16 protein-coding genes are annotated in these 21,433 nt (G+C 31.9%); 15 read left to right on the top strand and 1 reads right to left on the bottom strand.

Annotated elements, in window-relative coordinates:
• Nucleotides 1-42 precede the first annotated feature (42 nt).
• The 5 genes from aspS (at nucleotide 43) to BN4220_RS07520 (ending at nucleotide 4,544) form a co-directional block, all read left to right on the top strand.
• Nucleotides 43-1,836: an aspartate--tRNA ligase gene (aspS, locus tag BN4220_RS07540; RefSeq protein ID WP_066715267.1), complete on the top strand. Its 1,794-nt coding sequence runs from the start codon at nucleotides 43-45 to the stop codon at nucleotides 1,834-1,836.
• A gap of 325 nt (nucleotides 1,837-2,161) precedes the next feature.
• Nucleotides 2,162-2,437 (top strand): DUF1294 domain-containing protein, encoded by a 276-nt coding sequence (locus tag BN4220_RS07535; protein WP_347477062.1) that lies wholly within the window; start codon nucleotides 2,162-2,164, stop codon nucleotides 2,435-2,437.
• A gap of 104 nt (nucleotides 2,438-2,541) precedes the next feature.
• A complete protein-coding gene (locus tag BN4220_RS07530; protein ID WP_066715266.1) occupies nucleotides 2,542-2,742 on the top strand; it encodes a cold-shock protein in 201 nt (66 codons plus the stop codon).
• Nucleotides 2,743-3,033: 291 nt separating this feature from the next.
• Nucleotides 3,034-3,360, top strand: a complete 327-nt coding sequence (locus tag BN4220_RS07525; RefSeq protein ID WP_066715265.1) for an L-rhamnose mutarotase — start codon at nucleotides 3,034-3,036, stop codon at nucleotides 3,358-3,360.
• Between the two features lie 125 nt (nucleotides 3,361-3,485).
• Nucleotides 3,486-4,544 carry an aldose epimerase family protein gene (locus BN4220_RS07520; RefSeq protein ID WP_066715264.1) on the top strand — a complete coding sequence of 353 codons (1,059 nt, stop codon included), beginning with the start codon at nucleotides 3,486-3,488 and terminating at the stop codon, nucleotides 4,542-4,544.
• Between the two features lie 80 nt (nucleotides 4,545-4,624).
• On the opposite strand, the gene upp is transcribed toward BN4220_RS07520, so the two are convergent.
• Complete coding sequence (gene upp, locus BN4220_RS07515) at nucleotides 4,625-5,254, bottom strand: uracil phosphoribosyltransferase (protein ID WP_066715263.1); 630 nt, start codon at nucleotides 5,252-5,254, stop codon at nucleotides 4,625-4,627.
• 258 nt (nucleotides 5,255-5,512) lie between these two features.
• On the opposite strand from upp, the gene BN4220_RS07510 reads away from it, so the two are divergent.
• The 10 genes from BN4220_RS07510 (at nucleotide 5,513) to BN4220_RS07465 (ending at nucleotide 21,330) form a co-directional block, all read left to right on the top strand.
• Nucleotides 5,513-6,757 carry a response regulator gene (locus tag BN4220_RS07510; protein ID WP_066715262.1) on the top strand — a complete coding sequence of 415 codons (1,245 nt, stop codon included), beginning with the start codon at nucleotides 5,513-5,515 and terminating at the stop codon, nucleotides 6,755-6,757.
• 306 nt (nucleotides 6,758-7,063) lie between these two features.
• Nucleotides 7,064-7,519, top strand: coding sequence for a hypothetical protein (locus BN4220_RS07505; RefSeq protein WP_066715261.1), 456 nt, complete (start codon nucleotides 7,064-7,066; stop codon nucleotides 7,517-7,519).
• 280 nt (nucleotides 7,520-7,799) lie between these two features.
• Entirely contained in the window at nucleotides 7,800-8,846 is a 1,047-nt protein-coding gene (locus BN4220_RS07500) for a FecCD family ABC transporter permease (RefSeq protein ID WP_066715260.1), read from the top strand.
• A 147-nt stretch (nucleotides 8,847-8,993) separates the two neighbouring features.
• A complete protein-coding gene (locus tag BN4220_RS07495; protein ID WP_242867756.1) occupies nucleotides 8,994-9,803 on the top strand; it encodes an ABC transporter ATP-binding protein in 810 nt (269 codons plus the stop codon).
• A 231-nt stretch (nucleotides 9,804-10,034) separates the two neighbouring features.
• A complete protein-coding gene (nadA, locus tag BN4220_RS07490; protein ID WP_347477069.1) occupies nucleotides 10,035-10,946 on the top strand; it encodes a quinolinate synthase NadA in 912 nt (303 codons plus the stop codon).
• A gap of 74 nt (nucleotides 10,947-11,020) precedes the next feature.
• Nucleotides 11,021-12,436, top strand: a complete 1,416-nt coding sequence (locus BN4220_RS07485; RefSeq protein ID WP_066715257.1) for an L-aspartate oxidase — start codon at nucleotides 11,021-11,023, stop codon at nucleotides 12,434-12,436.
• 61 nt (nucleotides 12,437-12,497) lie between these two features.
• The gene (nadC, locus tag BN4220_RS07480) at nucleotides 12,498-13,355 is read left to right on the top strand and encodes a carboxylating nicotinate-nucleotide diphosphorylase (RefSeq protein WP_347477061.1); all 858 of its coding nucleotides are present in this window, start codon (nucleotides 12,498-12,500) and stop codon (nucleotides 13,353-13,355) included.
• Nucleotides 13,356-13,663: 308 nt separating this feature from the next.
• Nucleotides 13,664-16,558, top strand: coding sequence for a glycosyl hydrolase family 18 protein (locus BN4220_RS07475; RefSeq protein WP_066715255.1), 2,895 nt, complete (start codon nucleotides 13,664-13,666; stop codon nucleotides 16,556-16,558).
• Nucleotides 16,559-16,815: 257 nt separating this feature from the next.
• Entirely contained in the window at nucleotides 16,816-17,940 is a 1,125-nt protein-coding gene (locus tag BN4220_RS07470) for an SEC-C metal-binding domain-containing protein (protein ID WP_066715253.1), read from the top strand.
• Between the two features lie 1,167 nt (nucleotides 17,941-19,107).
• Nucleotides 19,108-21,330: a GGDEF domain-containing protein gene (locus BN4220_RS07465; protein ID WP_066715252.1), complete on the top strand. Its 2,223-nt coding sequence runs from the start codon at nucleotides 19,108-19,110 to the stop codon at nucleotides 21,328-21,330.
• The last annotated feature ends 103 nt before the right edge of the window (nucleotides 21,331-21,433 follow it).

Raw genomic sequence — 21,433 nt, 5'->3', positions numbered from 1 at the left:
AGCTAAAGTTCGGAAATTAAACAGGATACAGGAGGATTAAAGATGGCTGAGTCGATGAAGGGATTAAAAAGATCTCATAGATGTGCCGAGTTAAGCAGTGCCAATATTGGTGAGACCGTTACCGTAATGGGATGGGTTCAGAAAAGTAGAAATAAGGGCGGAATTATTTTCGTTGACTTAAGAGATCGTTCTGGCTTATTACAGATAATTTTTGAAGGAAGCGATATTGGTGAGGAAGGTTTTGAAAAGGCTAGCAAATTAAGAAGTGAATTTGTTATTGCTGTTGTAGGTAAGTTAGAAGCTCGTGCAGGTGCTGTTAATGATAATTTAGCAACTGGCCAAGTGGAAGTTAGAGCAACAGAGCTTCGCATTCTTTCTGAAGCTGAGACACCTCCATTCCCAATCGAAGAAGAATCTAAAACAAAGGAAGAGTTACGTTTAAAGTATCGTTATCTTGATCTTCGTAGACCAGATTTACAAAGAAACTTAATGATGAGAAGTAAAGTTGCAACTTTAACACGTCAATTCTTAGCTGATGAAGGATTTCTTGAAATTGAAACTCCAATGTTAACAAAATCAACTCCTGAAGGTGCTAGAGATTACTTAGTTCCTAGCCGTGTGCATCCAGGTAATTTTTATGCGTTGCCACAATCACCTCAGTTGTTTAAGCAGTTATTAATGGTTTCAGGATATGACCGTTATTTCCAACTTGCAAAATGTTTCCGTGATGAGGATTTACGTGCAGATCGTCAGCCAGAGTTTACTCAGATCGATATGGAATTATCCTTTGTTGACGTAGATGATGTCATTGATGTTAATGAAAGATTATTACAAAAAGTATTCAAAGAAGTAATCGGTGTAGATGTTGCATTACCAATTCAGAGAATGACTTGGCAAGAAGCAATGGATCGTTTTGGTTCTGATAAGCCAGATACTCGTTTTGGTATGGAATTAAAGGATGTATCAGACGTAGTAAAAGGCTGTGGATTCTCAGTATTTACTGGTGCATTAGAAAATGGTGGTTCTGTTCGTGGTATCAATGCCAATGGACAAGGTGAAATGCCACGTAAGAAAATTGATGCCTTAGTAGAATTTGCAAAAGGTTTTGGAGCAAAAGGTCTTGCTTATTTAGCTATCAATGCAGATGGTACTTACAAATCATCTTTTGCTAAATTTATGACAGAAGAGGAATTAAAAGCATTAGTAGATGCGATGGAAGGTAAACCAGGAGATTTACTATTGTTTGCAGCAGATAAAAATAAAGTTGTATATGATGTTTTAGGTAATTTACGTTTAGAAATTGCTAGACAATTAGAACTCTTAGATAAAGACAAATTTAACTTCTTATGGGTTACTGAATTCCCATTACTTGAGTATTCTGAAGAAGAAGGTAGATATACAGCAATGCACCATCCATTTACAATGCCAATGGAAGAAGACTTAGAACTTCTTGAGACTGATCCTGGTAAAGTAAGAGCAAAAGCTTACGATATCGTATTAAATGGTACTGAAATCGGTGGTGGTAGCGTACGTATCTTCCAAAATAATGTTCAGGAAAAAATGTTTGAAGTACTTGGATTTAGTAAAGAAGATGCTTATGACCGTTTTGGTTTCTTATTAAATGCATTTAAATACGGTGTTCCACCTCATGCAGGATTGGCTTATGGACTTGACCGTATGGTTATGTTAATGGCTAAAGAAGATTCCATCCGTGATGTAATTGCATTCCCTAAAGTTAAGGATGCTTCTTGTCTAATGACAGATGCTCCAAACGTTGTGGATGAAAAACAATTAGTGGAACTTGGAATTGAAATCTCCGAAAGTGAAGAAGAGTAAACTCTATTCATCGAAGTAAGAGCACTAAAACAAGTAAAATAGAATTTTAATATTCGGCTTAAAATATGGCTTAAAAATGACTTAAATAAATGACATAAAAATAGGGTGTTAAATACCACAAAGTGTACTTTTCATTAGCATAATGGAAAATTATATTTTGTGGTATTTTAATTCTTGAAGAAGTTTTAAAATTTAGTTTATACGTTTAAATCTTATGACTTAGATTACATATATGGAGTGTGAAAGCATGTATTTCATGGATACGCTATCAATTAAGCACATCTTAAGTTAAATTATAAAGTTATATAATAGAAAAGAGGATAATTTGGATAATTTTTTGATGGTTCTAACAGTATATCTGATAATAATCAACCTAATTGGTTTTATAATTATGGGAATTGATAAACGCCGAGCAAGAGAAAAGGCCTGGAGAATTCAGGAAAAAACATTGTTTTTTATAGCAATTATTGGGGGAAGTATTGGTTCAATTCTTGGGATGCAAGTGTTTCGTCATAAGACAAAGCATAAAAAATTTACCATAGGAATGCCTTGTATTCTCATTGTACAATTTATTATTCTTTACCAAAATCTTATAAATTAGTACTAATGTCAGTAAAAATATGTTTGACATTACTAGAAATCAATGGTATCATGATTATGTTGTAATCTATAGGTTGCACAAATATTTTATTGGAGGATTTACTCATGAACAAAGGTACTGTAAAGTGGTTCAATAACCAAAAAGGTTTCGGTTTCATCTCTGATGAACAAGGAAGCGATGTTTTCGTACACTACACTGGTCTTAACATGGACGGTTTCAAGTCTTTAGAAGAAGGTCAGGAAGTTGAATTCGAAGTAATTCAGGGTGCAAAAGGACCTCAAGCTACGAACGTAAGCAGAATATAATCAAGAATACTTTCAGTGTACCTTTTTCTATATATATAAATGTTTGAATTTTATACAGAAATAGCTATATTGTAAGAAATAATTGATTGAAAGGTTAACCGTAAGGTTAACCTTTTTTTTGTCTCTAAAGTCGGTCTTAGGGTGCGGGGGCTACCAAGATTAACACTGGCCTTAGAGCTATTTTAGGTAATAAGTTGAGCGAAACTGCAAAGTACAGCGTTTGTTTAACGTAGAACTTGCTTATTTCTTATAGCATAATATAAGTAATTATCGATAATGGAGGGTTTGCTTATGATTAATAATAATAAATATGCTTGGACTTGGAAAGTAAAGGAAGAATGTTTAGAGGAATACGTTAAGATGCATCTTAATCCATGGCCTGAAATTATGGAGGAGCATACAAAGGCAGGCTACCGTAATTATTCGATTTTTCAAAACGGAAATCAGTTTTTCTATTGTTTTGAATGTGATGATGTGAAAGCAGCCAATGAGTATATAGCAAAAAGTGAGGCATGTCAAAAATGGAATGCAATTACTTCTAAAATGGTGGAAGGATCCTTCGATTTTAATGAGGCAGAGCCAATCACTTTTATGAAACAGGTATTTTATTTAAAATAGAAGATAAAAACTTGGAACTGAAAAGCATTTATTGGAAAATAAATGCTTTTCAGTTATTCTCTATAATGATATAATACAAATAATGGGAAAAAGTAAAGGCGAAAATTGCCAGAATTGAGGGTAAGATGAGTATATCAAATAAACAATTTGGTAAAACGAATAACGGAGAAAGGGCATCTTTATATACTTTAAGCAATAAGAACGGAATGCGGGTTGTTGTATCAGACTTTGGTGCAAATATTGTTAGTATACTAGTGCCAGATAAAAAGGGAGTAATTAAAGATGTTGTTCTTGGGTATGACAACATAGAACAATACGAAGTAAATTCACCAGGATACGGATCGTTTATTGGAAGGCATGCAAATCGTATTGGAAATGCAACATTTCAATTAAATGGCACTACCTATGAATTAGAAAAAAATGATGGTAAAAACAATCTTCATAGTGGCAGTAAAAGCTATAATAAATTTATGTACGATGTAGAAATTTATGAAGAAGATGGTGAAAACCAAATTGAATTTTCACGTTTTAGCAAGGAATTAGAACAAGGATTTCCTGGAAATCTAGAAGTTACAGTTAGTTATACATTAACCGATGACAATGAATTAGTAATTGAATATTATGCTATTTCAGATAAAGATACAATTGTTAACTTTACAAATCATTCTTATTTTAATCTAGCGGGACATGATTCTGGAAGCATATTAAATCATAAACTTATGATAGACTCAGATAAATTTACTCCAACGGATGATGCACTTATTCCAACTGGAGAAGTTCTTGATGTTACAGGAACTCCAATGGATTTTAGAACGCCTAAAACAATCGGAAAAGATATCGAAATTGATTATTTACCTTTAAAACAAGCGGGTGGATATGATCACAATTATGTTCTTAAAACAACGAGAGAAGAAGCAGTAAAAGTGGCTGAGCTTTTTGAAGAGCAAACAGGTCGCCTTATGGAAATTTATACGGATATGCCTGGAATGCAACTTTACACTGGTAATTTTATTGAGGGTAAGGAAAAAGGAAAAAATAATTATGTTTATAAAAAAAGGGATGGTGTTTGTTTTGAAACACAATTCTTCCCGAATAGCTGCAATATTCATGAATTTCCATCCTGTGTAATAAAAGCAGGAGAAGAATTTGATTCTGTTACAATCTATAAATTTTCAGTAAGATAATCTAAAAGGAAAAGCTACTTAAAATACTTCACTTTTCATGTATTTTAAGTAGCTCCTAATTTCAGTTCAAAACAATCTGATTATTTCGTACCATAAATTCTATCGCCAGCATCGCCAAGGCCTGGTAAAATATATCCCTGTTCATTTAATCTTTCATCTAAAGCACCGATGTAGATATCAACATCAGGATGTGCAGCTTGTAATTTAGCCATTCCTTCAGGTGCTGCTATTAAGCAAAGAAAACGAATTTTTGAAATCCCACGATTTTTAAGTAATTGAATTGCTGCAATTGCAGAACCGCCAGTTGCAAGCATTGGGTCAACTACAAAGATTTCTCTGTCTGAAGCATCAGAAGGAAGTTTGCAAAAATATTCAACAGGCTCTAAAGTATCTTCATTACGGTAAAGGCCGATATGTCCTACCTTTGCATTTGGTGTAAGATTTAAAATTCCATCTGCCATGTGCATTCCTGCTCTAAGAATTGGAACAACACAAAGTTTTTTACCAGCAATCTCTTTTACTGTTGTAGTTACCAGTGGAGTATCTACTTCTTTATCAGCTAAAGGAAGATTACGGCTTGCTTCATAATAAATCAACATTGCAACTTCAGAAACTAAATCTCTAAACTCCTTTGTTGATGTTGCCTTATCTCTCATTATTCCTATTTTGTGCTGTATAAGTGGATGATCCATGATATAAACATCTGACATTCGACTACCTCCAAAAATTGATTACAAAGTTTGATATTTTTTTTCCCTATCTTTCATTATAACAAAAAAAACATGGTTAGAAAAGAGTGTATTTTGTTAAAATGTTGTTTTTAGTTGATAAATATGGTACTTATTGATAAAATATTACTAAAAATGTATGAAACATATTTTGAATAATTATTATTAAGGTGGATTATCTATAAAATTACATATTGTAAGCAAAAAGGCTTATGATTTTAATAGAAAGAGGCAACGTAATTGAATGATCAAAAAGATAAAATAAGTAAAATAAATAATTGCATTGGGCAATATACTAATATTGTTTCAAAAGATCAAAATTCTTATACTGATTATAATTCCTGTTTGATACAAAGTGAATTTCAGCAAGGTGAATCTCAACAAGATGATTTTCAAAAAAGAAAAAAGATTAAAGTTTTAATTGTAGATGATAACACTGTAAATCGATTTGTCGCTAAAAATTTATTAAATTTACTAGGTGTGACAGTTAAAGAAGCATCAAGCGCAAATGAAGCAATGAAATTGATGAAACATGAAAAGTATAATTTAATTCTTATAGATTATCTTATGCCAAATATCGACGGGTTGGAACTAACAAGATGGATTCAAAAAACGTTTGATTCATCAAATAAGCCTATAATTATTGGGGTTTCTGGTAAAATCGATGATGAGATACGTCAAAATTTTAATCAAGCGGGAGCTTACGAGCTTATTAAAAAACCAATTGAATTAGAGATTTTAAATCAAATTCTAAAAGATTTATTTCCACAGTTTGATATAGAGAATACCGAAATGAAAGATATTGTAAAAGAAGAAGTGGAGTATAATAGGAATGCTTCGGATGATAGAGCAGAAAACATATGTAAGCTGGTTTCTAAAATCCCTGGTATTGATTATGAAAAAGGGCTCCATTATGCAATTGGTGATGCACTTATTTATTTAAAAATAATCAAGGTATCGATCATTAATATTCGTCAATGTATTGAGCGGATGAATAAATTCTCACAGGATATAAGATACTTAGAGTTAAAGAAAGAATATCATAGTATTAAATCTGTTCTAATGCATATTGGAGCGACTAATTTAGCCGATGAAGCATCTAGGATGGAGTTGAATATTGATAATAATTTAACAATAAATTACAGTCAAATAATGAATTTTGTAGAAAAATTAACCCAGCTTTTAACTGCACTCGAACATGCGATAGACGCATATACTATAATAGACTCAAAAGAGAATCATAATATTAAAAAAGAAAGTATAAGTAATAAAGAGACTTATGAGATAGAGAAGAAGGAACGAAAACAAGCGGTTTTATATCATGCGAAACGGTTTGAATATGAGTTGATGTTAGAAAATTTAAAAGAGTTGCTACCATTGACAAATGCAGATGAGGAAGAAAAAGTTAAAGAAATGATTCTTGCGGCTGAACGTTTTGATTATAATGAAGTAATCAAATTAATAGGAGAAATAAGTGTTATTTAAAAAAGAACAGAGGAGAAGCCCGGTAGAGGGGGAGGGTAACTGCCGGGCTTTGTTTTATGAAAAAAATTATCTTATTAGCATATTATTAATTGTATAAATCATACTTTTTAATTACTTTCGTTGTTGATTTATAATGTTATTATAATTGAAATATGTGTTTATAGTATGGATAAGATATGAACATTTTGTGAATAATTTATCGTTTAATTCCAAAATTTCAAATAATTACTGAGACTTGATTTTGTCTTGTAGCAAATACTAATGGTAGATAACTAAATCAACTTATCTGCGGAAGGAAGTGGAATTATGACGAGTGTTTTTCAAAAATTAATTAAGAGTGAGCTCGGAATTATTAGTTATAATAGATATTTCACATATATTCATAAAAACATGCAGAATAAGTCCTTAGAAGGAAGAGCTGTATATGAAGATATTTACCGACGATTAAAAGACAAGGATATTGAAACAATAGCTAGAATGCATGATCGATTAAATGATACAATGACTTTGGCTTTTCGAATTAGTAAGACGTATCTATTTGCTTTTATCGCCTATTTAGCAGCGTCTATATTTATTATTGCAAAAGGACTTCCAGTTAGTATAACAATTGTGTCTTTGGTGTTAATGAGTGTATGCTTTATTTTTAAAACGTTAGAATATGTGATTAATAAATATTGTTATGTCGATGCTCAAATCGTATTGTTATATAAAGCTGTTTTAGAAAGTATAATTCTGGGCCATGTACGGAGCAAACATATATAACTACTATAAATTTATTAGAATAATGCTTTGGATATAGTAAATAATAACTTGTTAATTATAAATAAGTTCTGTAATATATAATATTAGATAATAATTTATAACTTTTTTGCTGAGAATGAATAGTCTGTTGAAACAAATATAAAATAAAGATATAATGAAACAGTCATTATATCTTTATTTTTGTCTTTCAATGAAAAAACGAAAAATAAAGTATTTTATATTTTAGATTGAAAGAAAACTAATTAAGAAAGGTATCATAACTGATACAAAGGGTAGTAAAGTGCGAAATGTAGGAAAAAAAATAAGATTACATTGTGCATGGTTAGCGATTTTATTAATAATAGTAATATTATTCGCTAGTTCGGTTGGTTCTGCTAACTTATCCATGCTTGATAGTTTAAAAATAATTTTAATGCGTATTCCTTTTTTGAATCGGCTTGTGGATGGTGGGGAATATAGAGAAGTTTATATAAAAATTATTTGGCAAGTACGTTTACCAAGAATTTTCCTAGCTGGAATTTGCGGTTCCTCATTAGCAATTGTAGGTGCCTGTTTTCAAGGACTATTTCGAAATCCCCTAGCAGATCCGCATATTTTAGGTATTTCATCTGGAGCTGCAGTTGGAGCAACAATTGCCATGCTTAGTGGGATTAGTATGACATTTTTAGGACTTGGAGTTGTGGGAATATTTGCTTTTATCGGTGCATTAATTACAGCACTTATTGTGTATCAAATATCTTGCGTTGGTAACAAATTACCTGTCGTACATATTTTACTAACTGGTACGGCTGTAAACTCAATGCTATCCTCATTTATATCCCTAGTAATGAGCTTGGATCGTGAGCAAATTGAAAAAGTATATCTTTGGACACTTGGGAGCTTTTCAGCATCAAATTGGAAAAAAGTATTGTTTTTATTTTGTGTTGCAGTTGTATGTTCTATTACGATTGGTGTTTACTCTAAGGAACTAAATTTAATATCTACAGGTGAAGAAACAGCGGAAAGCCTTGGTGTTGATACTGTAAGAGCAAAAAAGGTATTAATAGCTGTTGGATCTTTATTAGTTGCAGCATGTGTTTCGGTTAGTGGTATTATTGGGTTCGTTGGCTTAATAATTCCACATTGTATTCGTTTAATCAGTGGACCGAAATACCAAAAGCTGATACCTCTATCCTGTTTTCTTGGAGCTATTTTTATGATACTTTGTGATACGATAGCTAGAATCTTAATTTCACCTTCGGAATTGCCAGTTGGAGTAATCACATCAATACTTGGGGCTCCTTATTTCATATTTTTACTACAACGAAATAAAAGAAAAATGGTATAAGAATTCATTGATAAAAGCAAAGTTATATAGGTGTTTATTGATAAAAACGAAGTTGTATAAGTATTTATTGATAAAAAGTTTATGAAAATATTGATAAGCTTAAAATAATAGTAGAAAGGTCTGCCATATCAACCTAGTATGCGATTTATGGTAGTTGAAATAGGTATTAAGATGGGAATCGATATAAATGAATTGTACTGGCAGCCAGAAAAAGATGGAAAAGGAATCTTAAATGGCATTAATGTTAAAATAGAAAAAGGGAAGTTTTATGGGATATTAGGGCCCAATGGTTCTGGTAAAACCTCTTTTATACGTCATATTTTACGTTTATTGTCGGTTTCTAAAGGAGAGATTTTAGTAGAAGATAAGGATATCGATGATTATAATCGTAAGGAACTTGCTACAATATTATCATTCGTACCGCAAAATACAAACTTAGATGCTGCATTTACCGTTTATGACATAGTAATGATGGGAAGAGCACCCCATCAAGGAAAATTTGCTGGAGTAACGAAAGAAGACCGAGAAATTGTAGAAGAAGCAATGAGATTTACAAAATGTGATAAGTTTAGAAATAAGTCATTCTTAAATTTAAGTGGAGGAGAAGCGCAGCGTGTTGTTACTGCAAGGGCAATCGCTCAGCAGACACCATATTTAATTTTAGACGAGCCAATATCACATCTAGATATTCGTTATCAAATGGAATTGATGCAGTGTTTAAAAAAGCTAAATGAAGAACGTGGGACAACCATAATAGCAGTGCTTCATGATTTGAATTTAGCATACTCCTATTGCAAAGAGATCTTTTTAATGAAAGATGGAAAGATATTTGCAAGCGGTGACCGTATGGATGTGTTAACTAGAGAAAATCTACATGAAGTGTATGAGATGGATTTTACGATTGTGAAGCATCCGGACACGAATGAAAATTATTATATACCTAAATTAGAACAGTAATTGAGTGTTGTTTATTGTTTAGTTGGATGTTATTAAATTTTGTAGAAATGAGATTTTGTTGGCATGTACAACATATAAATTAATTTGAATTTTAAGGCTTTTGGGATTCGTCTCAGGAGCTTTTTTTAATTGATAGATACTAAATACATAAATAATACAGGTGTCTTGTCAGATGTAAAGTAATGTGGTATTATTGTTTAAAACTTAAAAGAACAGATTCAAAGAGAGGTTATTATGGATTCTTTAATAGAAGAGATAGCTAGATTAAAAAAAGAAAACAATGCCGTGATATTAGCTCACTATTATGTGAATGAGGAAGTTCAAGCAATTGCTGACTATATTGGAGACTCTTATTATTTAAGTAAAATAGCGACAAAGGTAGAGGAAGATACCATATTATTTTGCGGTGTAACCTTTATGGGTGAAAGTGCAAAAATTCTAAATCCTACGAAACGAGTTTTGGTTCCAGATATGTCGGCAGATTGTCCAATGGCACATATGGTAGATGTAAATAAAATTAAGGAAATGCGCGAGAAATACATAGATTTAGCAGTTGTGTGCTATATCAATTCAACGGCTGAATTAAAGACATATGCAGATATATGTGTAACGTCATCCAACGCAATTGAAATCGTAAAAGCATTACCAAATAGGTATATTTTCTTTATACCAGATGAAAATTTAGGGCGTTATGTTGCCAATCAGGTACCTGAGAAAACATTTATATTTAATGATGGCTTTTGCCATGTCCATACAAGTATTTCAAAGGAAAATGTATTAAAGGCAATGGCTGCAAAACCTAGTGCTAAGATTTTAGTACATCCAGAATGTAAATTGGAAATATTAGAGCTTGCAGATTATATCGGAAGTACTTCTGGTATCATTGATTATGCGACGCAGTCAGAAGCTGATGAATTTATCATTTGTACAGAGATGGGAATTGAATATGAGCTAAAATTAAAGAATCCAAACAAGAGATTTTATTCCGTTGGTCATCGTCAATTTTGCCCGAATATGAAACGTATTACATTAGAAAAAGTCAGGGATACTTTACTTTATGGTAAAAATCCAGTGGAAATAGATGAGGAACTACGATTAAAAGCCAAGGTACCTCTAAATCGTATGTTAGAACTAGCAAAGTAGAGCAATATTATTTTAATTTTTGAAAACTAAATCCATGGAATAAAGAATATAAGAGAAAGTCAGATGAGATAGTAATGAAGCGAAAAGCAGATGTTGTTATTGTAGGAAGTGGCGTTGCAGGTTTATTTTGTGCACTTAATTTACCAAAAGATAAAAAAATTATCATTGTAACGAAATCAGACGTTGAAAGTAGTGATTCATTTTTAGCCCAGGGAGGAATCTGTGTCTTAAAAGATGAAGCTGATTACGACAGTTATTTTGAAGATACAATGAAAGCTGGGCATTATGAAAATAATAAAGAATCCGTGGACGTTATGATTCGTTCTTCACAAAGTGTAATTGAAGATTTGATAGATATCGGAGTTGAGTTTAATAAGAAAGATGGGAAACTCACCTTTACCAAAGAGGGTGCTCATAGTGCACCAAGAATACTTTACCATAAAGATATTACAGGGAAAGAAATCACAAGTAAGTTACTAAAGCAGGTACAAGAATTAAAAAATGTTGAGATTATTGAGTATTTTACAATGTTAGATATTTTAACTAAAGGGAATCGCTGTTTTGGTATTATTGGTCAAGATAAAGAAGGGGGAGTTCATACAATAGAAGCTCCTTTCACAGTGTTTGCATGTGGTGGAATTGGCGGTATATTTGATAACACGACTAATTTTTCGCATCTAACGGGAGATGCTTTAGCCATTGCTCTTAACCATAATATTACGTTAGAACATATAGACTACATTCAGATACATCCTACAACGTTATATTCAACGAAACCTGGAAGAAGATTCTTAATATCGGAATCTGTTCGCGGGGAGGGAGCCATTTTATATAATGCCAAGGGTGAACGCTTTGTGAATGAATTGCTACCTAGGGATTTACTATCAAAAGAAATTAAAAAGCAAATGGAACGGGATGGGAAACCTTATGTTTGGCTTTCTATGGAAACAATAGATAAAGATGAAATTATCAATCACTTTCCAAACATTTATAAACACTGTTTAGAAGAAGGATTTGATGTAACGAAAGAATGTATACCCGTAGTACCAAGCCAGCATTATTTTATGGGCGGAATTAAAGTTGACTTACATAGTAAAACGAGTATGGAATGCTTATATGCAGCAGGGGAAATCAGTTGTAATGGTGTACATGGTAAGAATCGATTAGCAAGTAATTCATTACTGGAAAGTTTGGTTTTTGCAAAACGAGCGGCAGAAGATATAGCTTGGGAGTTCTTAATTAGGAAACCTTTGAGTAGTAGGAATGATAATGAGATAGCGGACAGTGAAATGCGCCTGTGTAGAAGAGATGAGATCGAGATAGCAGGTAGTGAAAAGTGTTTTAGTGGAACGCATAATAATGAAATAGTAGGTAGTGATTGTTATATTGAATCCATTGACTATGAAAAGTATAAAAACAAAGATGCATTGCTAACAGAATATAAGAAAATGATAATAGATGAAATAAAACGGGTGAAGCAATACGAATGAAACAAATATGGGTGAAACAACGCGTAAATGTTATTATGACGAAGTGAAAGGGTAGGATAGCATGATAAATGATATTACGATGAAATTAAATATGGATCCGTTAATTTTACAAGCACTGAAAGAAGATATTGTGGATGAAGATATTACGACAAATTCTGTGATGCCAAAATACCAACAAGGTGAAGTAGAACTAATTTGTAAACAAGACGGTGTAATAGCGGGTTTAGAGGTTTTTGAGAGAGTATTCTTATTGTTAGATAGCAATACTTTTGTTGAGTTTAAATGTAGGGATGGGGAGCAGGTGAAGAAAGGCGATTTATTAGCCATAGTTAGAGGTGATATTAGGGTTTTATTATCAGGGGAGAGAACCGCACTAAATTATTTACAAAGGATGAGTGGAATTGCAACATATACAGCTTCTATTGTGAAGCTATTAGAGGGAAGCAAGACGAAATTATTAGACACGAGAAAAACAACTCCCAATATGCGGATTTTTGAGAAATATGCCGTGAGAGTAGGGGGTGGGTACAACCATCGTTTTAACTTATCAGATGGTATTTTATTAAAAGATAATCACATTGGAGCAGCAGGAGGAGTAAAGAAAGCGGTTGCTATGGCAAGGGAATATGCTTCATTTGTACGTAAAATAGAAGTTGAAGTGGAAAATTTAGAAATGGTGCAAGAGGCATTAGATGCAGGTGCTGATATTATTATGCTTGATAATATGACACCAGAAGAAATGAAAAAAGCGGTAGAACTAATTGGCAATCGCGCTAAAACTGAATGTTCTGGAAATGTAACCAAGGAAAATATTAAGAACTTACTGGACATTGGAGTGGATTTTATCTCTAGCGGAGCTTTAACACATTCAGCACCGATTTTGGATATATCATTAAAGAATTTACATAGGATTATTTAATATTATTTAATAAGTTCAAAACAAAGAGGTATTACAAATTAGCGTTTTTTAAAAGCTATTTGTAATATCTTTTTATTATCAAAGGCTATCAATTTAAGAGAGCTTATGGAATTATCAGCACAAGAATGGACAAAAATAAGCAATATAAAACAACTTTGACTATGTACTCAAAATTGCATTTGATTTAAAATTAAATTATAATAAACTGATTGATGGACCCAAATTTTATATAGCTTTCTATAAGAAACATAAGAAGAGAGTATTAAAACTTAATGATTTATGTCTCAAAAAGAAAGGATGGATGTTTTATGGGAAGTTTAAAAATGAAACACAGAAGATTAATTAGTTTACTTACAGTATTTGTTATGCTTGCTATGTTAGTATTTGTGAATACAAATGCAACAGCGCAAAGTACAAATGAATTGGAAAACTTATCAGTTCAAAAAGAGTATCGGTTAATTGGGTATTATGCATCGTGGGCTGGTTATGCGAGAAATTATGGGATTGATAAAGTGGATTTTTCAAATTTGACACATTTAAATTTTGCTTTTGCAAATTTAAAATCCGATGGAACTGTAGTTGTAGGTGATCCTTGGATAGATTGTCAGATTACATCCCTATATCCAAGTGCAGGTTTTACCTGGGAAGATCAAAGCAATAATACGGCTGGACATTTTGGTATGTTAAAAAAGATCAAAGAAACGTATCCAAATCTTAAGACTTTGATTTCTATTGGTGGATGGACTTGGTCTAACAATTTTTCAGACGTTGCCGCAGATCCTGTAAAACGCGAGAAGATGGCGAGTTCCGCAGTTGAATTCATTTTAAAGTACGGATTCGATGGCATTGATATCGATTGGGAATATCCAGTGGAGGGTGGAAATAATATACCTCATAGACCAACTGATAAACAAAACTACGTAGAATTAGTAAAATTAATTCGACAAAAGCTCGATGCACAAAGTGCAATTGATGGAAAAACATATCTGTTAACGATTGCATCATCCGCAAATCAGAATTATGTGAATAATATTGATGTTACTAATATGATGAAGTATTTAGATTGGATTAACCTTATGACTTATGATTATCATGGCGGTTTTGATCCACAGACAAATCACAATTCTCCATTGTATTTAAATCCAAAGGATACAACAGGTTCTATCTTTAGCATCGAAGCAACAGTGGATGCTTATATTAATGCAGGAGCGAATCCAGAGGATTTAAACTTGGGACTACCTTTTTATGGACGAGGATGGATTAATGTAAATGCAACTCCAGAGACAAGTCTTTTTCATAATGGAAGTGCAGCTACTTCGGCTGGTACTGATTTAGGAACATGGGAAGGCTCTTCTTGGGATTACTGGGATATAAAAACAAATTATATTGGAAAGAGAGGATATGTAAGGTATTGGGATGACTATGCAAAATGTCCTTATCTATACAGTGAGCAAACAAAAGTGTTTATTACATATGATGATGAAGAGTCACTAGGGTATAAATTAGATTATTTAAAGAGCAGAAATCTTGGTGGTGGTATGTTCTGGGAGTGTAGTGGAGATAAAGAAGGAGAATTACTTGAATTTACTGCAAGATCTTTAGGTATTAATAATCAAGTTGTGACGCCGACTCCAATTGTTACAATAGCGCCAACAGTATCGCCGTCACCTACGATAACACCAACACCATCTGTTTCTTTAGCACCAACGCCGATGGTATCGCCAACTCCAACACCAACTATAAATAATATAGAACCTTGGAATAATACAAAAATTTATGTGGCTGGAGATAAGGTAACTTATAATGGAAGTATTTATGAGGCAAAGTGGTGGACACTTGGAAATATACCAGGAACAGAAGAGTGGGGACCATGGAAAAATATTGGAGTAGTTAGAAATAATACCGCTTCTACAATACTTGGTACATCGTTTACTCCGTCAGAAGATGCAAATGAAATATTAGCATCAGAAAATATACAAAATGAAACAATACCATTATGGAATAGTACTACAATATATGTAGCTGGCGATCAAGCTATATATAATGGAAAAGTATATGAGGCAAAATGGTGGACACTTGGAGACATACCAGGAACTGAGGATTGGAAGCCATGGAAGTTTATTCGTAATGTGGGGGAGGTTACACCTACGCCAACGTTAACTCCGTCGGCTACACCGACACCAATCCCTACAATATCACCAACACCAACGATATCGCCTACACCAACGGTTATGCCAACACCTACGATCACACCGATGATAAGTCCAACTGTATCACCAACGCCAACACCTACAATACCTTCTTCGGATTTACCACCTTACGTTTTAACAGGATATTGGCAAAACTTTAATAATGGAGCAACAAGCTTAAAAATAAGTGATGTACCATCAACATATAATGTTATTTGTGTTGCATTTGCTGAATCCACCTCAACACCTGGAGAAGTGAAATTCACCTTAGATTCAGGATTAAGTACAGCTTTAGGTGGTTATACAGAAGCCCAGTTTATTAGTGACATTGCAGCAGCAAAAGCAAAAGGTCAGAAGGTTATTATATCCATTGGTGGAGAAGTTGGTACAGTTAGTGTAGCGAATGATACACAAGCAGATATTTTTGCAAATAGTGTATATAACTTAATGACAAAGTATGGATTTGATGGTGTAGATATTGATCTAGAACACGGAATTAGTGCGACATATATGGAGAAAGCGCTACGTTCACTGTATAAAAAAGTGGGCTCAGATTTAATTATTACTATGGCACCTCAAACTTTAGATATGCAATCTACGGGATATGAATATTTTAAATTAGCATTGGCGATAAAAGATATACTTACAATATGTAATACACAGTACTACAATTCAGGTGCAATGTTGGGGTATGATGGAAAAGTGTACTCTCAAGGTAATGCTGATTTTTTAACAGCACTTGCAACAATACAGCTGGAAAATGGATTAAGACCGGATCAGGTAGGACTTGGACTCCCAGCATCCATTAAAGGAGCAGGAAGCGGTTATATTGATCCTTCTATTGTAACTTCGGCATTTAAATCGCTAGTTACTGGTTCAAAAGCGGGCAACTTTGTAGCTCCTAATACATATCCAACCTTACGTGGAATTATGACATGGTCGATTAACTGGGATGCTCAAAATAATTATAAGTTCTCGAATGCAGTTGCTGCATGTTTTGATGAATTAAATTGATTCAGTCAATATAGTTACTGTAGCATAATTATCTATTTGAATAATTGAATATAAAAATTAAAAGGCATATTACTTCTTATTTAGATTAGGAGGTAGTATGCCTATTTTTCTTTTCTTTATAGAAATAACTTTGAACCTTTCTTGAACGCTAAAAAAATTATAAATTGATAGAGTTAGAATTGTAATCTTAATAGAAATTATAGTAATATAAATATACATGTATTTATAATGTTATTAGGAAAGTAAGGAGAATATTTATGAAATCATATCAATCAGACAATATAAAATTGAGAGATATTTATTTTGACTATACAAAACAAGGACTTGTCACCATTGCTAAAATACACAAATTACCTCGTGTAACAACATACAAGAAACAAGAGTTAATCGACGTACTTTCTGAATATGTTTTACAAAAGGAAATAATGGAACGTTATTTTGCCCTTATGGATGACGATGAAATTAATGCATTTCAATCAATAATTAACGGCAAAGGTGAGGATGTTGATTATGATCTAGCATTTCACTTATTAGAAGGTGGATATCTAGGTAGCGAATTTGAATTTGTAGTACCAAAGGACGTGGAGAACGCATATGAAACTTTTAATAATAAGGAGTTTCATAAAAAGAGAAATTATATTGGAGGCATTTGGGAGTACTGCGAAACATCTAGAATACTTTACGGAGTTGTACCGTTAGATATAATTGTAAAAGCTTATAATCAGAATGAAAAGAGTCAGATTACGATAGAAGATTTATTAGATGCCACCACACAGTTTCCATCCAACCGAGTACATTTTGTCTTAAAAGATAATTTATTAATATCAAGTGACATTGTAGATGACGATGATTATATAGAACTTCAGAAATTACAAGGAGACAAGCCTTATTATTTACCAAATAAAGAAGAAGTGAAAATGTATTCAAGAGCTGGATACTCACCAATGGATATTTATGTTTTTAACGTGATAAATTTTCTTAATGAAATAGTTGGGTTAAGCGAAGAAGAAGCATGTATGATAACTTTTGATATTCAAGAAGAGATTAGAAATGATTGTCGTATGCAAGATATTTTTGATTTATTATCTGAAAATGATATTTATTTTACGAACGATAACCAAATGCAGCAGTTTACTCCATTAATTAAAGAGTTATGGAATAATACAAGAATGCTTTTAAATAGAGGTTATACACCTACCGAATTTGCTGAGATAATAGAGCAAAAGGAAAAACGCTTCCCTCTTGCAAATAATGTGGAATCTAATGTTAACTCTAATGTTATTGATTTTACACAAGCAAAGAAAAATAAAATTTATCCTAATTCACCATGCCCTTGTAATAGTGGATTGAAATATAAGCATTGCTGTGGCAAAAATAATTAATAAACCACCTTCATAAATTTAATTTATAGGATGAAAATTGTCATGGCATCTCTCAATATAACATTGTTGACACAAATTATAATGAGAGATGCCATGACCTTTTAAATGGACTATACTTATTTAATTTAAGCCACTAATTTACATACGTATAAATAGTTAGGGGTGGAATTTAAAATTACAATTTATAGATTTATTTTTAAAATTTTATTATTATTGTGGAAAAACATGGGGAATTATATTGCACAAATTTACAAAATGTGATATTTTGTATATGTTTAAAAATATTTCCTATTCAGTTTAATGGAGGTGACAAGCTAAAAGCGATTATTAAAATGGAAAAATAGTAAAGTATATAAAACAAGCTAAAAAGAATTGTTTTATATACCTTGACTAGAAATATTCTTATTTGTGAAGAATATATTCTTGAACATATAAAATAAACTATGGAAACCTTGAATAAAGAAGAACTTACTAATGTCCTTTAGTACAGTAATTATATTTATGAAGGTCATGGAATTAATTTGCGCAATACTATAGCAACCTATGAATTGCAGTATCATTAAAATATTATTGAATCCTGGTTAAATGATGAGGATTTATATAAGTACTATTAATATCAATATCTATTGGAAATCCATTGTTATAAATTGGATTGATCGTCAAAGGATTCTCTAGAAATAAAGGTTACTTGTAGTAAAATCGTTTATTACAAAGTAGGTTCATACAATGAATCATGGTCTACAAGAAAGCTTAGAGGTTTGATTTTAAAATATCAATTTTCCTCAAACAAATTCTTATAAAATTCCAAATATCATCAAAAAATCATCTAAATATAGAGGTAACAATACATGGGATTGTTTTTGCAGTTGTGCAAGAATATTTTCTAAAAGTGGAAAAATGGAAATGTGTAATTAAAAGTAAAATTAAGTTTTGACAGAGGGCATTTTCGGTGTATTCTTAAGTGATTGTTTCGCTTTTTGTCTTTAATGATATGAGAAAAATGATACAGGGGAGAAAAAAGTATCATTTGAGAACTATGCCTAGCGCCAATAATATCTTATATGAGGTTAAAGCTAAAACTACGGAGAAGTTATATGGAAACTTAGTGTTGAAATATTTCATTCGAATTAGTCAAGGTGAACCTTTATAAGGAGGAATGCAGTGAATATGATTAAAAAAGATTCAAAGAAGTTTAAGAATCGAGTTTGGATACTGGTAGCACTAATTTCTTTGATTTCCCTACTTATAAGTAAGCTGGTGTTAATTGATTTTAGGGACAATATACAAAAGCGTAGTAAAAAAGAAGCGGAAGCCACTATATTAAGTGTTTCAGCTCAAAATGTAGAATTAATTAATAGCCGATTTACTGAAAAAATAGAGACTCTAAGATCCATTTCTATGCATCTAAGTGAGCTTAAAACATGTTCTCAAAAAGAATTGGTAGATCATTTAAAACATATAAATAAAGTTTTAAAATTTTACAATTTAGGCCTAACCAATCAAAGTGGAATTTGTTTAACTACATTAGATGAAAAGTTTCAACTAAATAATTACGAATATATCCAAAAGGGGTTTAAAGGAGAAGAGTCGTTTACAGAAAGTTATTTAAGTGAAGATGGAACTATGAATTTAAATATACTGTCTGTTCCTGTTTACCAAGATGGTTCTATAAAATATGTGCTTACAGCTACCTATCGTTCCCTTGACTATATTAATCTTCTTAGTATATCGTCATTTGAAGGTAACGGGAGCAGTATTGTATTGGATAAAAATGGAGATATTGTGGCGGACTCTGTAATAGATCCAACAATTGATTATAATATCTTTCATGATAAAGATCGAGTAGAAGAAGAACTTTCGACTATGTTAGATGATATGAATAATCTTTTAAAAGGATATGTCTGCTACTATTATGAGGGTGAAAAATTTATTGCTTATTATGAGCCGCTAAATTTTGATGATTGGTATCTAGTTACATATGTTCCTTATAAATATATTTCCAGCAATGCAGATGAAATGAGTAATATTACGGTAAAATTTGTTTCATCCATAACGATGACTGTCTTTTTTTTAATGTTACTTTTAGGTGTTACTTACATCTATTATATGAAACGCTTAAACAATATGATTTTTGTAGATGATGTAACAAAGAAAAAAAATTATAATTGGCTTGAAAATTTTTACACATATGATAAAATGCAACAGCTTAAGGATAAAGCATTGTTAGTCATAGATATTGATAATTTCAAAATGATAAATACAAAGTATGGAATACATATTGGTAATAAAGTGCTATTAGAAATATCAAAAATATTTAATGAGGTATTAAAAAATGATTCAATTTATAGAGATAAAAATGATATATTTGTTGCCCTCATTCAATATGATTCTAAAGAAATGATTATTTCTAAACTAAAAATGTATCAAAAAGCCCTTGATGATGTAATTAGTGCAAAGATATTACCATATTTTCATTTATCAATAGGCATTTCAATGTGTAGCAACTATGACACAATTGAATTAGCATATAATGATGCATTGATTGCAATAAGTGAAATAAAAGGTAAATATACGGAATTTTATAATTTCTCTAAAATTGAAATGCGTTATACTTTAGAGGAGAAAAAGGAAATAGAGGCCGAATTTAAAAATGCGATAAAAAATAATGAATTTAAGATATGGTATCAGCCTAAATATGATTCAAGAGATAATAGTGTAATTGGAGCTGAGGCATTAGTGCGCTGGCAAAAGCCAGATGGAGTAATAGTCTCTCCGGCCAAATTTATTCCAACCTATGAAGAAAATGGACAAATTATAGATTTGGACATGGAAGTCGTTCGACTTACTTGTAAGAACATTAGTGAACTAAAAAATAAAGGTATTAGGGTAGTACCAATATCCATTAACTTATCAAGATATCAAGTAGAAAATCCTTTATTTGAAAGTACTCTTAGTCAAATTATCCACGATTATCAAATTGAACCACGCGATATTGTTTTTGAGATAACAGAAACAGCTCTTTCTCATAATGCGGAGAAATTACAAGAAATGATAGCGTCTATTGTAAATATGGGGTTCAAAGTACATATGGACGATTTTGGTATGGGTGCATCTGGACTTCATACCATTAGTAAATTTGATTTTGTGGGAATAAAAATTGATAAAGTTTTTATTGATTTAATAGGACAAAAGAAAAACGATATAGTACTCGAAATGATTATATCATTAATTAGAAAGCTTAACCTCGAGGTAATTGCTGAAGGGGTTGAAAAAGAAGAACAGGTGAAGTTTCTTAGAGAAAAGAATTGTTATATTATTCAAGGTTATTACTTTAATAAACCATTACCTGAAGATAAATTTAATAAATTAATGGTTGAAGAATATAATTAAGGTGGGTTAAGAATATTTTCGTGCTATTATCGGGGTGGGTTAACAAAAGAGGTAATTGATTGCAATATAAAAACGTATTTTGATAGCATTGAAATAGAGAGTT

The sequence above is a fragment of the Clostridium sp. Marseille-P299 genome (assembly GCF_900078195.1).
GTDB lineage: Bacteria > Bacillota > Clostridia > Lachnospirales > Lachnospiraceae > Lachnoclostridium.
The sequence above is the reverse complement of the archived record's forward strand: the minus strand, read 5'-3'. Positions and strand labels throughout refer to the sequence as shown.

Bases quoted from the DNA above. Each gene is read 5' to 3' on its own strand.
- aspS (WP_066715267.1), top strand. From the start codon at position 43: ATGGCTGAGTCGATGAAGGGATTAAAAAGATCTCATAGATGTGCCGAG.
- BN4220_RS07530 (WP_066715266.1), top strand. From the start codon at position 2,542: ATGAACAAAGGTACTGTAAAGTGGTTCAATAACCAAAAAGGTTTCGGT.
- BN4220_RS07525 (WP_066715265.1), top strand. From the start codon at position 3,034: ATGATTAATAATAATAAATATGCTTGGACTTGGAAAGTAAAGGAAGAA.
- BN4220_RS07520 (WP_066715264.1), top strand. From the start codon at position 3,486: ATGAGTATATCAAATAAACAATTTGGTAAAACGAATAACGGAGAAAGG.
- upp (WP_066715263.1), bottom strand. From the start codon at position 5,254: ATGTCAGATGTTTATATCATGGATCATCCACTTATACAGCACAAAATA.
- BN4220_RS07505 (WP_066715261.1), top strand. From the start codon at position 7,064: ATGACGAGTGTTTTTCAAAAATTAATTAAGAGTGAGCTCGGAATTATT.
- BN4220_RS07495 (WP_242867756.1), top strand. From the start codon at position 8,994: ATGGTAGTTGAAATAGGTATTAAGATGGGAATCGATATAAATGAATTG.
- BN4220_RS07485 (WP_066715257.1), top strand. From the start codon at position 11,021: ATGAAGCGAAAAGCAGATGTTGTTATTGTAGGAAGTGGCGTTGCAGGT.
- nadC (WP_347477061.1), top strand. From the start codon at position 12,498: ATGATAAATGATATTACGATGAAATTAAATATGGATCCGTTAATTTTA.
- BN4220_RS07475 (WP_066715255.1), top strand. From the start codon at position 13,664: ATGGGAAGTTTAAAAATGAAACACAGAAGATTAATTAGTTTACTTACA.
- BN4220_RS07470 (WP_066715253.1), top strand. From the start codon at position 16,816: ATGAAATCATATCAATCAGACAATATAAAATTGAGAGATATTTATTTT.
- BN4220_RS07465 (WP_066715252.1), top strand. From the start codon at position 19,108: ATGATTAAAAAAGATTCAAAGAAGTTTAAGAATCGAGTTTGGATACTG.